A 12,830-nucleotide genomic window follows, 5' to 3' on the forward strand; every position below is an offset into this window, starting at 1 on the left:
ATCAGTGGCCGTGGGCCGCGCTGCGGCCGCTGGCGGTCAGGGCGGACATCAGATCGAACGCACCCGAGACGACCACGCGCTCGCCGGGCTTGACGCCGGAGAGGATTTCCACCTGCCCATCCGCCTCGGTGCCGGTGCGCACCGGCACCGCGCGAAACGCCCCGGGCTCGGCACCGGGCACGAACACCACTTGCCGCCCGTCGACGGTCTGCACCGCGTCCACCGGCACCAGGGCAAGGCGTTGCTCGCTCTCGGTATGGATACGCGCGCTGCCGAACATGCCCGCGCGCAGCAGGCCGTCCTCATTGGGCACGATCGCGCGCACGCGCACGGTGCGGGATTGCTCGTCCAGATCGCGGGAGACCCAGTCGGTCTTGCCGGTGAAGATTTTCCCGGGCAGGGCGCGCACGGTCAGCTTCATCTTCTGGCCGGGCGCCAGGCGCGGCATATCGGTCTCGGCGGCCTCGACCATCACCCACATCCGCTCGCTGTTGACGATGTGGATCGGGGTTTCCTGGGCCGACACCGTTTGCCCCGACACCAGGTCGCGGCGCTGGATGACGCCGGCCATGGGCGCGGTAAGTATGTAGCGGGACAGCGGCTGTTCGCCGCCGACCGCGATGCCGTCGATGTCCGAGTCGTCCAGGTCGTACAGCCGCAACTCGGCCCGCGCGGCGTCACGCTCGGCCTTTGCCTCCAGGTAGCTCGCCTTGGAGTCCAGCAGCTCGGCCTCGCTCACGATCTGGCGCTCCGCCAGCTTCTGGTCGCGGCGATAGTTTGCCGATGCCGACTCGAAGCGCGCCGATGCCGTGAGATAACGCGCCTTGGCACGACCGAGCTGGACGCTGTCGAGCACCGCCACGGTCTCGCCGGCGGCGACCTTCTCGCCCAGATCCTTGGTGACCTCGAGCACCTTGGCCTCCAGCCTGGGGCCGACCCGGGCCACACGGTCGGCGTCGAAGCGCACCGTGGCCGGCGCCTGCACGATGGCGGCCGCCGAGCCGGCCTCGGCCGGTGCGATCTCGAGGCTCAGCCGTTGGCGCTGCGCCTTCGTGAGGTGGACGCGGCCTTGGCGGTGGACTTCCTCCTCCTCCGCCTTGCCGGCCTTGTGACCTTCTTCGTGACCTTCTTCTTTGTGGCCGCCATGGTCACCTTGCTGGGCCTTTTCCGCCGTGTGGTCCTGATCGCTCGATTGGGCCGGCGCGGCGGCGTCCTGGCCGCAGGCGGTCAATGGCACCAGGACTACGAGCAGCAGCCAGGCGCAAATCCGGTTCGTGCGGGGCATAAAACGTGTCTCCTGTCGATTCATTGGGACGCCTCGCTCCGGGCGGCGGCGTTGTCCATCGCGATGAGCCCGCCGGTGGCGCGCTCCAGATCGGTGCCCGCGGCCACCAGTGCGTCCAGCGCATCCAAGTAGTCCCGGCGGGTATTGATCAGGGTGTCCTGGGCGGCGGTCAGGGCCGGGGCGCCCAGCTCGCCGGCCTCGAAGGCAGCCTGCGTAAGCTCGAAGTTCTCGTTGGCGGCGGCTACAACTTCCTCGGTCAGAGCAGCGGCACGCTCGCGTGCGGCGCGATAGTCCGAAAGCCCGGAAAGCACCTGAACGCGCACCGTGCGTTGCAGCGTATTGCGCTCCAGCAGGGCGGCGTCCAGCTCGGCACTGGCCTGCTTGCGCTCGCCGCCATAGCGGTGCAGCAGCGGTAGCTCGAAGGACACGCCGCCACCGGTTATCTCGGCTTTCTCTTCCTCACCGTAGAAGCCGAAGACTTTGAGGTTGGGCACGATCTGACGGCGGGCCAGCTTGAGTTCTTCCTGTGCGGCGCTGACTTCTTTCGCCGCCGCCGCCAGGTCGCCACGCCGCTGCACGGCACGCTGCAGCAACTGGTCCTGGTTGGGTAGCTGCAAAGGCGCCGGCGCCAGCCGGCCCCGCAACGACAGCGGCTCGGACGGGTCCACCGCCAGCAGCTCGGCTAAGCGCAGGCGGGCCTGGGCCTGCCGGTTGCGGGCCTGTGCCAGCAGTGCCCGGGCACGGCCCAGGCCGATGCGCGCGGTATTGGCCTCCAGCCGATTGGCCTTGCCGGCTTCCAGCCGGCGCTCGGCGTAATTCGCCAGGTCGCGGTTGACGGCGAGAACCGCCTCGGCCGTGTCCACCGCCCGCCCCGCGACCAGGGTCTGCAGGAAAGCCGCACGCACCCGGGCGCGGATCGCGGCGCGTAAGAAATCGAGTTGGGAGCGCGCCCCGGCGAGCCGGGACTCGGCCGCGGCCTCGCGCAGACCGCCCTGCCCCGCGATCCAGAATTCCTGGGACAGGCGCACGCCGATGTCCGTGGTGGTCGAGCCATCCGGCGCCTGGCGCTCGGCGCTTTCCAGTTCCAGCTCCGGGTTGGACGGCACCGCCACGTCGGCATGCTCGAAAACCCCTTGGTTGCGGCGCAGCTCGATGCGGGCGCCGCGCAGGGTCGGGTTGTAGCGTTCGGCCCACTCAAGGGCCCGGTCCAGGGTCAGCGGCTGCGGTAGCTGCTCCGGTTCAGCCGCTTGGACCGCGGCGGCCAGACACAGTCCGGCCGCGCCGAGTATCAGGTAGAAACGCATTGCGAGTCCTCATCGCAGGAAAAACACACGGGCATGCGCCCGCGCGGTCAGCGCGAAGGGACTCAGGCTATCGGCGGTATGAAGGGGGGATCGGTCTGGGGCTGGGTCAAGACCAAGCTGTCGGTGGCCACGTAGGCCCGCTCCGCCGCGAATGCAGAACCAGTCACGGCCGGCGGTAATGCCACCAAGTGGGCGCCGGCATGGCAGCAGTGGTCGCAGCCCTGGACCAGATCAGAACCATCGAAGTGGGCGTGTGACGCGCTGGCGACCTCGCCGTCACTCGCGGACAAGGGCAAGTCGCCATGCCCCGCCCATACGAGGCTGCTTGCGGCCACGCAAAGGACCGCAAGCACGTGCATGATATGGGCTGGACTGCAACGCATGTCGAGCAATACTACCTATGAGACTAGCGATTGCAAATTCGATGGCTGCGCTAACTGGGCATCCTGCTGAAAGAAAACAATCGTTAACGCCCCCTCTTGGCCAGCCTCAGGGCGATGGTTAGAAACAACATTATCGCTCGGACCGCCGTGCAAGATCACCGCATCCCATAAAAAAGAGCGGCCCCGACATATAAAACCGATTGACAGTCGGTTTTTGCTTGAGCAAACTGGCGGCTCTTTGAGCACTTGAGAGCCGTTGGATGCGAAGCCAATCTCTTAACCTGCCGTTGGGGCAATTGGAAATAGAGGTGTTGGAGCACCTCTGGGAGAGCGGTCCGGCGGACGTCAAGGCCGTACATGCGGTGCTCGGGCGGGACCAGCGACGCAGCCTGAATACGGTGCAATCGACCCTCGATCGGCTGTTTCGCAAACAGCTTTTGCGCCGCGAGAAAGTCAGTCGCGCCTACGTCTATACCCCGGCGATCGAGCGTGAGGCACTGCTGGTGGAGGCCATGGGACAAATCGCCGAGCGACTCGGTGCGCGGGATTCCGGGGCCTTTATGGCATCTTTTGTAAAGCTCGCCGAACAGGACGACCCCGACAACCTGGACCGCCTGCAGCGGCTCATCGACGCGCAACGCGTACAGCGCGACAGCGATGAGTAGCCTCGTCAACAGCGTTGCGGTTTACGGATTGTCCGGCTTGCTAGGCACGTTCGCGGGCGCCGCGGTTTCGGCGGTGCTATTTCTCGGCGGCCAGCGCTGGTTACTGCGGTGTCCACCACAAAGCCGACAACGGCTGTTGCTCGCATTATTGGCCTGTCCTGCCCTGGTCGGCTTAGCCTTGATGGTCTCCATGTCAATGCCGACCACGTTGCCCGCGAGTTTGTTCTCCGACGGGAACGCGCTAGCGCACTGCAAGTCCCATCCCATCTCCCACCCCGCCCTATGCCAATGGCATGCACCGCAGATCCTTCTACCCGCGTGGCTTACGGCGCTGGTGCTGTTGGTGTTCGCTGGCGTCGTCGTCGCAATCGTCGCCGGCGCCATACGCATGTTCGCGGCCGGGCGGCGCCTGCGCTTCATGCGCCGGATCGCGCGGTGGCAACCAAGGGATCGGTATTTGCTGCTGCCCCTGCGCCAACCGCTGGCCTTCGCGGCCGGCCTGGTGCGAGGCCGAGCCTTCGTCAGCGCGGGGTTGCGTGCGCAACTCGACCGGCATGCCTTGAACATGGTGCTGGCCCACGAACACGCGCACATTCGGCATCACGACATGCTGACCGCCGTGATCGTCAATGCGTTGGCGAAAATGCATCTGCCGTGGTTCGGCGCTGCCATACGCCGCCAATGGGAACTCGCGATCGAGCAACGCTGTGACGAGACCGTAGTCCGGCAAACGGGGGACCGGCTCGTGGTGGCCGACTGCCTGGTTGAAGTCGCCCGAGCACAACAGACCAGCCCAAGCCGATCGCCCGGCGTGAATGCCTGCCATTTGCTGGATGACAATCTGTCCGCCCGCGTGACCGCCTTGCTGGCCGGACCCGCTGCCCCCCGCCGAATGTCCGCGCTGACTTTGACCGCTCTCGGCGTGGGTTCCATAGCCGTCGTGCTGATGGGCGGCCCGTATCTCCATCGCTTGGCCGAACTACTGCTTCCCTTCGCCAGCTTATGAACACGACAACCGTTTTCAGAGCCAGTCATCTCGTACTGGCCACCGGGCTCTTTTTGTTTGGCGCTGGCGCTGCCGCTGCTGAGAATGAGGCCGACGCGCTCACCCTGGAGCAGGCCGAGCAGCGCGCGCTGACACGGGACAATGTGGCTCGATTGCTGGCTGGGCGCCGGGCTCGGGCGCGCGGCGATCTCACCGCCGCCGGCACCTGGCCTAACCCGGAAATCTCATTGTCCCAGGAATCCACGGAGCTGGCCGAAACCACTTCCCGCGAGCGCTTTTATTGGCTTTATCAGGAATTCGATCTGTCCGGCGAGCGTGGTCTGCGCCGTGAGGCGGCCCAGGCAGGGCTGGACGCTACCAGCCATGCGGCAGGCGACACTCGGCTGCAAATCCGCACCCGCGTGCGCACCCTCTTTTTCGAGACCCGATACCGGCAGGCACAGGTGGATGCGATCGCCGTCTGGCGCGCACGGCTATCCAAGCTGATCGACCAAATACGCAAGCAGGAGCGAGCCGGCCAGGCGGCGCAATACGATGTGGTACGGCTGGAACGCGCGGCGTCGACGCTCGACGCGCGTACGGCGAGCCTGAAGGCCAAGCGCCAGCGCAACCGCGCCCGGCTCGCTGCGCTGCTGGGCGAAGAGTCGACTGTCGAATCGCGCACCCCCCTGGTCGGCGAACTGCCTCCCGCAGCACCGCCGCCATTGGCAACACTGCTACGAAACCTCGATGCCATGCCCCGATTGCAACGCCTCAAGGCCCAGGCGAAGGCCAGCGAGCTGACCGCCCGAGCCGAGGCCCGGGCCGCAATTCCCGATGTGACCCTCGGCGTCGGCCGCAAGGAGCAACAGGAATTCGGGCGCAGCTTCGACGGCAACCTGATCAGCCTGGGCGTGGCCATTCCCCTGTTCGACCGCAACCAAGGCGAGCGCGCCAGCGCGAAGGCGACGGCGCAGGTCCGCGAGGCCGAGTATCGACTCGCGGTGGCCGAGCTGCGCGGCGAAGTCCGCGGCCGCTGGCTGCAGCTGCGCGAATTACTGCAAAGCGTCGAACGATTCCAGCGCGCCAATGTTGCCTCCACGCGGCGACTGGTCCGCGCTGCCGAGTCCGGTTACCGCGGCGCCGAAGTGGGCGTGCTGGAGCTGGTCGATGCCTACAATAGCGCGCTCGATGCCGAGCTGCGCGTGCTGGGCCTGCAAAAACAAGCCCGCGACGCATCTATCGATCTGCAAGCCCTCACCCAAGCCCCGGCGCAAGGAGAACACCATGAATAAAGCGATACTTCCAGCCCTCGCCGTCCTGTTGGCGCTTGCCGCCTGTAGCGGCGAATCCGAGTCCGAACAGGGGCATGGCAGCGACGGTGATCATCAGCACGAACCAGGCGCCACGCACGAACCGCACGGCACACAGGAACCGAAAACTAAGGCCTTCTACGGCGACGACACCGGCAATGCCGATACCACCTCAAGTGATACGAATCAGGAACACAGCCATGATGCCGAGCACGGCCACAGTCACTAAACGCGCGATCTGCGGCCTCGCTCTGTTAACCGCACTCGCGGCCTGCGACTCGGCGCCCCAGGAGACGGCGGGGCATGCCGGCCACGGCGAGGGGAACGCGCGCTCGACTCGCGTCTATACCCATTACACCGATAAAAGCGAGCTGTTCGTGGAATTCCCGGCCTTGGTGGCGGGACAGGATTCGCGCTTTGCGGCGCATGTCACGCGGCTGACCGATTACAGCCCGGTGCGCGAAGGTGTCATGGACGTCCTGCTCAGCCAGGACGGCACGACCCGCGCGCGCTTCCGGGTGGAGGCCCCAGCCCGGCCCGGCATCTTCACCCCGGTGGTGCGGCCGCGCGAGGCCGGCGTATATCGCCTCAGCCTGAAGGTTTCCGCGCCCGGCTTGGAAGTCGTGCACGGGCTTGGCGAAGTCACCGTGTACGCGGGCAGCGATACAGTCGAGCCGGCCGCAAATGGCCCGAGCGGCGACGTAAGCTATCTGAAAGAACAGCAGTGGGACACCGAATTCGCCACTGAGCCGGTGACCAAACGCCGATTGCGTGCCTCGGTTTACGCCACCGCGTGGCTGCGTCCGCCAGGGGATCGCACCGCCATCGTGCGCGCCCCGGCCGAGGGCCTGTTCTCTGCCTTCGGCGAGCACTTCCCCGTCGTGGGTACCGAGGTGGAAAAAGGTCAGCGCCTGGGCACTCTGCGGGCCCGGCTGGCCGGCGGGGTTGATCTGTCCAGTCTGCGCCTGGCGGTGGACAAGGCGCGTGCCGACTCCGAGTTGGCGCGGGCGAATCTCGAACGCCTACGCGGCCTGCTGGCCGACGGTGCGGTCGCCGCGCACCGTGTGCGTGAAGCCGAGAACGACGCCCGGATGGCGCGCGCGGAACTGAATGCGGCCCGGGCGCGGTTGAACCAATATCAGGGCGGCGCCGAAGATGCCGGCGTGCCGATCATTGCGCCGATTGCCGGCCGCATCGTCGAGGTGGCCGTGGCGCCGGGCGAGTTCGTCTCGCCGGATCAAGTGCTGCTGCAGATCGCTGCCGGCGACAAGCGCTGGCTGGAGGCGCGGATTCCGGAAGCCGATGCCGATCGCCTAGCGCAGCCCAGCGGCGCCTGGTTCGAGGGGAACGGCCGGCGCCGGGTGCTGCGCGTTGGCGACAACACCCGTCTGATCACCGCCGGCGGCGTGATCGATCCGATCAGCCGGACGGTGCCGGTCATCTTCGAGTTCACCGAAGATGACGCCACGCCGCTTCTGGGCCGCGGGCTCGACGCCCGAGTCTATACCGGCGAGACGGTCGAGACGCTGGCGGTGCCGCGCTCGGCGCTGATCGACGACGGCGGCCAGCCGGTGGTGTACGTGCAGACCGGCGGCGAGACCTTCGCCCGCCGGCCGGTGCAGCTCGATCTGCGCGGCGCCGAGTACGTCGCCGTGGAGCGAGGCGTCGAGGCTGGCGAACGGGTGGTCACCCGCGGCGCCTATGACGTGCAGCTGGCGGCGGCCAGCCCAGCCGAGGCCGGACACGGTCACGCCCATTAACGGGAGAATCGTCCCATGATCGACCGCGTTATCGCTTGGTCGCTGGCCAACCGCGTGCTGGTGATGGCCGCTGCTGGCCTGTTGTTGGCGTGGGGCGGCTGGCAGGCCCTGAGAACGCCGGTGGATGTCTTCCCCGATCTGACCGCCCCTGCGGTGACTATCGTCGCCGAGGTCCATGGCATGGCGCCGCAGGAAGTCGAGAAGCTGGTGACCTTCCCCATCGAGACCGCCATGAACGGCGCTTCGGGCGTGCGTCGGGTGCGCTCGAATACCACTGTGGGGCTGGCCGTGATCACCGTGGAGTTCGATTGGGACACCGATATCTACAAGGCGCGCCAGATCGTCACAGAGAAGCTGCAGGCTGCCCGCAGCCAGTTGCCGCCCGATATCCCACCGCCGGTACTCGCCCCCATTACCTCGGTGATGGGCGAGGTCATGTTCATCGCCCTGCTTTCGGACCAGCACGACCCGATGGCGCTCAAGACCACCGCCGACTGGGTGGTTCGCCGGCGCCTGTTGGCGGTGCCGGGGGTGGCCCAGGTCATCCCCACCGGCGGGCGGACCAAGCAGTATCAGGTCCAGGTGCGGCCGGAACGTCTGTCGGCCTATCGGATTCCCGTCCAGCAGGTCATCGATGCCGTCGGCGGCACCAACCAGAGCGCCGGAGGCGGCTTTTACGCCGACAACGACCAGGAGTTTCTGATCCACGGCCGCGGCCGCGTGGACCACATCGAGGACATCGAACAAACCGTGGTCGCCCGCCGCGACGGTGTGCCGGTCAAAGTCAGCGATCTGGGCTCGGTGGAGATCGGACCGGCCCCGCGACGCGGCACCGGCAGCTACCGCGGGCAAGACGCAGTGATCCTGGGCATCCAGAAACAGCCCGACGCCAACACCCTAGAGCTGACCGAACGCCTGGACGCCACCATCAAGGAGATCGAGGCCTCGCTGCCTGGCGGCATGCGCATCGAGACCGACGCCTTCCGGCAGGCGGATTTCATCGAGCTGGCCATCGAGAACCTGTCGGCGGCGATCCGCGACGGCGCCATCCTGGTGATCGCCATCGTATTCGTGTTTCTGCTGAGCGGCCGCGCCACGGCCATCACGCTGATGGCGCTGCCGCTGTCGGTGATCGCCACCATTCTCGTGCTGCGCGCCACTGGCGCCACCATCAATACCATGACCCTGGGCGGCATCGCCATCGCCCTGGGCGCGCTGGTGGACGACGCCATCATCGTGGTTGAAAACATCGTGCGGCGCCTGCGAGAGAATCGGGCACGTCCCGAGGCGGACCGACAACCGATACCGACGGTCGTGTTCGATGCCACCCGTGAGATCCAGGCCTCGATCGTCTTCGCCACCCTGATTATCATCCTGGTCTTTTTGCCGTTGTTCTTCCTCACCGGCGTGGAAGGGCGCCTGCTGCAGCCGCTGGGACTGGCCTACATCGTGGCATTGGGCGCCTCGCTACTGGTGGCGCTGACCGTCACCCCCGTGCTGGGTCTGAGCTTATTACCGAACTCGAAGACGGTGGCCGGGGCCCACGACAACCGCTTGATCGCGGCACTGAAACGCGGCTACCGGCCGCTTCTCGATGCAGCCCTGCGTTACTGGTGGCTGGTGGTCGCCAGCGCGGCCGCACTGTTGGTCGTCGCCGTCATCGCACTCAGCCTGGCTGGGCGCTCTTTCCTGCCTGAGTTCAACGAGGGCAGCCTCACGTTGTCCGTGGTCACGCTGCCGGGCACCTCGCTGGAAAAATCCGACGCGATCGCGCAGCGGGTGGAGAAGGTGCTGCTGAGCACCCCCGAGGTGGTCGCTACCGCCCGGCGCACCGGCCGCGCCGAGCTCGACCCGCACGCGCAGGCCGTCTACGCCTCCGAGATCGACGTGAGCCTGGAGCTGTCCGAGCGTGGCAAAGCCGCTATGCTGACCGAGCTGCGCGACGAATTGGGTGCCATCGCCGGCGCCAACATCATTATTGGCCAGCCGATCTCGCACCGTATTGACCACATGCTCTCCGGCACCCGCGCCAATATTGCCATCAAGATATTCGGCGACGACTTGACCGAGCTCGATCGCCTGGCCAAACGCGCAGAGAGCCTGACCGCGGAAGTGCCGGGCACAGTGGACGTCTCCCTGGCCAGCCGCGCCGAGGTGCCGTTCCTAAACGTGGACTTCGACCGCCAGGCGCTGGCACGCTACGGCCTGAACGTCGCCGAAGCCGGCGAATTCCTAGAAACCGCGTTCAGCGGCAGCGAAGTCTCCCAGATTCTGGAAGGCCAAGCGGCCTTCGATCTGGTGGTGCGCTATCCGCCGCGGTTCAAGCAGGACCTCGACGCCATCCGTTCGACCCTGATCACCACGGAGTCCGGCGCCCAGGTGCCGCTGCACGCGCTGGCCGATATCCGCAAGGACCGTGGGGCCAACAACATCAGCCGCGAGAACGTGCAACGCAAGCGGGTGGTCGCCGCGAATGTCGCCGGCCGCGATCTGGTCAGTGTGGTCGAGGACATCCGCGCGAAGCTGGACGCCGAGCTAAGCCTGCCGACTGGCTACCACATCGAATATGGTGGTCAGTTCGAAAGCGCGGAGGAGGCCTCCCGAACCTTGCTGGTGCTCGGCGCGGTGGTCGTCGCCGGCATATTTCTGCTACTGATGGTGGCCTTCGCCTCGGCGCGTGACGCGCTGCTGGTCATGCTCAACCTGCCGTTGGCGCTGATCGGCGGCGTGGTCGGCGTCTATCTGGCCGGTGGGGTGCTATCCATCGCCGCTATCATCGGTTTCATCACCCTGTTCGGCATCGCCACCCGCAACGGCGTGATCATGGTCGATCACATCCAGCGGCTCTATGCCCGTGGCGACGAACGCACGCCGCTGGACGCCATTCGACGCGGTGCCAGCGAACGACTCGTGCCCATCCTGATGACCGCGCTCGCCGCCGGCCTTGCGCTGGTGCCCCTGGCCCTGAGCCTCGGCAAGCCCGGCAGCGAGATCCAGGCACCTATGGCGATCGTTATCCTGTTCGGCCTGCTGTCCTCTACCGCGCTCAACATGCTGGTGGTGCCGGCGCTGTACTCGCGTTTCGGCTCCATCTTGCAGGCCGAGCGCCGTGAACACGCGCTGCAAGCGTCGGGGAGCTAGCCATGCATCGGCAACACATTGCTCAATGGCAACACAGCCATGATTTCGGCCAGGACCAAGTCCGCTCCGGCGAACGCCGCACCTGGATCGTGGTCGGGCTGACGTTGGCAATGATGGTGATCGAGATCGCCGCCGGCATCGTCTATGGCTCCATCGCCCTACTCGCCGACGGCCTGCACATGGGCTCGCACGCTACCGCTCTGGGCATTGCGGCATTTGCCTACGTCTACGCACGCCGCCACGCGCACGACAAGCGCTTCAGTTTCGGGACCGGCAAGGTCAACGCCTTGGGTGGCTTCACAGGCGCGGTGCTGCTGGCGGGTTTTGCACTGTTCATGGCGGCGGAAAGCGTCGCCCGGTTCATCGAGCCGGTGACTATCGTGTTCGACAAGGCCATTGCGGTGGCCGTGATTGGCTTGGTGGTCAACGGGATTTCCGCCTGGATTCTGGGTGGTGACGAAGCCGGACACAGTCATAGTCATGGGCATGGCCACTCACACGGCGCTCACAACGACCCTTATCCCGGCCACCAACACCATAACGATCACAACCGGCAATCCGCTTATTTCCACGTGCTGGCGGATGCGCTGACCTCGCTACTGGCCATCGTGGCGCTGCTGGCAGCCAAGTACCTGGGCTGGCAATGGATGGACCCAGCCATGGGCATCGTCGGCGCCGTCCTCGTGACGCGCTGGTCCTGGGGTCTGTTACGCGACAGCGGCCACATCCTGCTCGACCGCCAGCAGCCCAGGCTTGATGCGTCCATCCGCGAAACCATCGAAACCGGGGCGGACGAGCGTGTGAGCGACTTGCACGTCTGGTCCATCGGTCCCGGTATCTACACCGCCATCGTCGCCCTGGTGGCGGACGACCCACTGACGCCCGAGCAGTACCGCGTCCGCCTGCAGGAGGCGCTACCCCGCTTGATCCATGTCACGGTGGAAGTCCATCGGTGCCCGCACCCCGCCGGATGAATCTAAGGCTCGGGTGTTGGCCTGCTTGTGTAGTTGGCGCACTGCTACCGGCGTTTGTCAGTGGCTCCGACAGGCGGATATGGCTAAGCCCGATACAGCACTAGAAGTGGAGGAGCGGCCGACCATCAGCGTCACCACCACCCTGAAGAACGCCTGCGCCTAAGTCGGCGACGCCGAGGCCTTCGAGCGGGCCTCATCGTGAGGGTCCGAGGTGTCTACGGATCGGACGAAGTCCACCTCCTGAAGTCCACCTCCTGCGGTATCCGCACCTCCTCTCATGGATGAAGTGGCCTCTTGCTACCTTGACTCGTTGACCTCGACTGCCCGCATACCAGGTTTCACAATATCTTGAAGACGAACAAAAGGAAAGGCAGCACTCCTGAACCTTCAGCGCGGGGCCGGCTGTTACCTTTTATCATGTAAGCGATTGATAGTGTGATATTTTAACAACTACATATATCACAGTACGTTCAAGACAATCAGATCAGCTGCACACACGATCATGTAGGTCTCGGTTCATATTCGCTTCCAGCTCGCTGAGTAGCTCGCCTACCGGGATTGTGACCTCCGTGTAACTGCCCCTTACCTTCCGTTGCGCCTCCTCGGAGACCGCCTCAACGGCGCCGGTCCTCTGATCGTAAACGACGCCGGCATTTCTCAGCTTTCCCCAGTTTTCGTAGCGGCAGAGGTCGATCAGAGGTCCACATTGGGCACCGACCTTCGAGATGCGCATCTCGCGATTGGCAACCAGGAATTTAATCGCCTTCAGAGCGAGGACATCGCCACTCGAGTAAATCGCGCCTGCCCCGGTTCTGCCGGCAAACGCATGGATGGCCCTACGCCAGTTGCAGAACGTGGCGCGCGACAGCTGAAGCTCATTCAAGACCTCTGCCTGCCTGAAAGCCATAGCGAACTCTAGTGATTCGCTGTGCCTCCTATACCAAACAGTATCATTAAATATACCGATCAGTATCACTAGTGTCCGGTTAAATTATCGAACAAATTCAATTGGTTATTGAT

The 12,830-nt window shown here is 65.5% G+C and carries 11 protein-coding genes; 7 read left to right on the top strand and 4 right to left on the bottom strand.

What is annotated here, in order from left to right:
* Position 1: 1 nt before the first annotated feature.
* From PC39_RS10745 to PC39_RS10755, 3 genes are all read right to left on the bottom strand, one after another.
* On the bottom strand, positions 2-1,285 hold the full coding sequence (locus tag PC39_RS10745) for an efflux RND transporter periplasmic adaptor subunit (RefSeq protein ID WP_353253384.1): 1,284 nt from the start codon (positions 1,283-1,285) through the stop codon (positions 2-4).
* 20 nt (positions 1,286-1,305) lie between these two features.
* Positions 1,306-2,589 (bottom strand): TolC family protein, encoded by a 1,284-nt coding sequence (locus PC39_RS10750; RefSeq protein ID WP_353253385.1) that lies wholly within the window; start codon positions 2,587-2,589, stop codon positions 1,306-1,308.
* Between the two features lie 62 nt (positions 2,590-2,651).
* The gene (locus PC39_RS10755; RefSeq protein WP_353253386.1) at positions 2,652-2,879 is read right to left on the bottom strand and encodes a hypothetical protein; all 228 of its coding nucleotides are present in this window, start codon (positions 2,877-2,879) and stop codon (positions 2,652-2,654) included.
* 353 nt (positions 2,880-3,232) lie between these two features.
* Here PC39_RS10755 and PC39_RS10760 point away from each other — a divergent pair, with 353 nt between their 5' ends.
* From PC39_RS10760 to dmeF, 7 genes are read left to right on the top strand one after another with little or no spacing between them, the layout of a single operon-like run.
* Positions 3,233-3,637, top strand: coding sequence for a BlaI/MecI/CopY family transcriptional regulator (locus PC39_RS10760; RefSeq protein WP_353253387.1), 405 nt, complete (start codon positions 3,233-3,235; stop codon positions 3,635-3,637).
* Positions 3,630-4,643 (top strand): M56 family metallopeptidase, encoded by a 1,014-nt coding sequence (locus PC39_RS10765; protein ID WP_353253388.1) that lies wholly within the window; start codon positions 3,630-3,632, stop codon positions 4,641-4,643. Before PC39_RS10760 ends, PC39_RS10765 begins: the two co-directional genes overlap by 8 nt.
* Complete coding sequence (locus PC39_RS10770) at positions 4,640-5,917, top strand: TolC family protein (RefSeq protein WP_353253389.1); 1,278 nt, start codon at positions 4,640-4,642, stop codon at positions 5,915-5,917. Before PC39_RS10765 ends, PC39_RS10770 begins: the two co-directional genes overlap by 4 nt.
* The gene (locus tag PC39_RS10775; RefSeq protein ID WP_353253390.1) at positions 5,910-6,164 is read left to right on the top strand and encodes a hypothetical protein; all 255 of its coding nucleotides are present in this window, start codon (positions 5,910-5,912) and stop codon (positions 6,162-6,164) included. The genes PC39_RS10770 and PC39_RS10775 overlap by 8 nt, the downstream gene beginning before the upstream one ends.
* On the top strand, positions 6,136-7,695 hold the full coding sequence (locus PC39_RS10780; RefSeq protein ID WP_353253391.1) for an efflux RND transporter periplasmic adaptor subunit: 1,560 nt from the start codon (positions 6,136-6,138) through the stop codon (positions 7,693-7,695). The genes PC39_RS10775 and PC39_RS10780 overlap by 29 nt, the downstream gene beginning before the upstream one ends.
* A gap of 15 nt (positions 7,696-7,710) precedes the next feature.
* On the top strand, positions 7,711-10,836 hold the full coding sequence (locus PC39_RS10785; RefSeq protein WP_353253392.1) for an efflux RND transporter permease subunit: 3,126 nt from the start codon (positions 7,711-7,713) through the stop codon (positions 10,834-10,836).
* Positions 10,837-10,838: 2 nt separating this feature from the next.
* Positions 10,839-11,810, top strand: a complete 972-nt coding sequence (gene dmeF, locus PC39_RS10790) for a CDF family Co(II)/Ni(II) efflux transporter DmeF (RefSeq protein ID WP_353253393.1) — start codon at positions 10,839-10,841, stop codon at positions 11,808-11,810.
* A gap of 484 nt (positions 11,811-12,294) precedes the next feature.
* Here dmeF and PC39_RS10795 read toward each other — a convergent pair whose 3' ends face one another.
* Complete coding sequence (locus PC39_RS10795; protein WP_353253394.1) at positions 12,295-12,786, bottom strand: hypothetical protein; 492 nt, start codon at positions 12,784-12,786, stop codon at positions 12,295-12,297.
* Between the last annotated feature and the right edge of the window lie 44 nt (positions 12,787-12,830).

The organism is Salinisphaera sp. PC39, assembly GCF_040361335.1.
GTDB lineage: Bacteria > Pseudomonadota > Gammaproteobacteria > Nevskiales > Salinisphaeraceae > APNM01.

Coding starts and splice junctions, on each gene's coding strand:
- PC39_RS10775 (WP_353253390.1), top strand. CDS start 5,910: ATGAATAAAGCGATACTTCCAGCCCTCGCCGTCCTGTTGGCGCTTGCC.
- PC39_RS10750 (WP_353253385.1), bottom strand. CDS start 2,589: ATGCGTTTCTACCTGATACTCGGCGCGGCCGGACTGTGTCTGGCCGCC.
- PC39_RS10770 (WP_353253389.1), top strand. CDS start 4,640: ATGAACACGACAACCGTTTTCAGAGCCAGTCATCTCGTACTGGCCACC.
- PC39_RS10780 (WP_353253391.1), top strand. CDS start 6,136: ATGATGCCGAGCACGGCCACAGTCACTAAACGCGCGATCTGCGGCCTC.
- dmeF (WP_353253393.1), top strand. CDS start 10,839: ATGCATCGGCAACACATTGCTCAATGGCAACACAGCCATGATTTCGGC.
- PC39_RS10760 (WP_353253387.1), top strand. CDS start 3,233: ATGCGAAGCCAATCTCTTAACCTGCCGTTGGGGCAATTGGAAATAGAG.
- PC39_RS10765 (WP_353253388.1), top strand. CDS start 3,630: ATGAGTAGCCTCGTCAACAGCGTTGCGGTTTACGGATTGTCCGGCTTG.
- PC39_RS10745 (WP_353253384.1), bottom strand. CDS start 1,285: ATGCCCCGCACGAACCGGATTTGCGCCTGGCTGCTGCTCGTAGTCCTG.
- PC39_RS10785 (WP_353253392.1), top strand. CDS start 7,711: ATGATCGACCGCGTTATCGCTTGGTCGCTGGCCAACCGCGTGCTGGTG.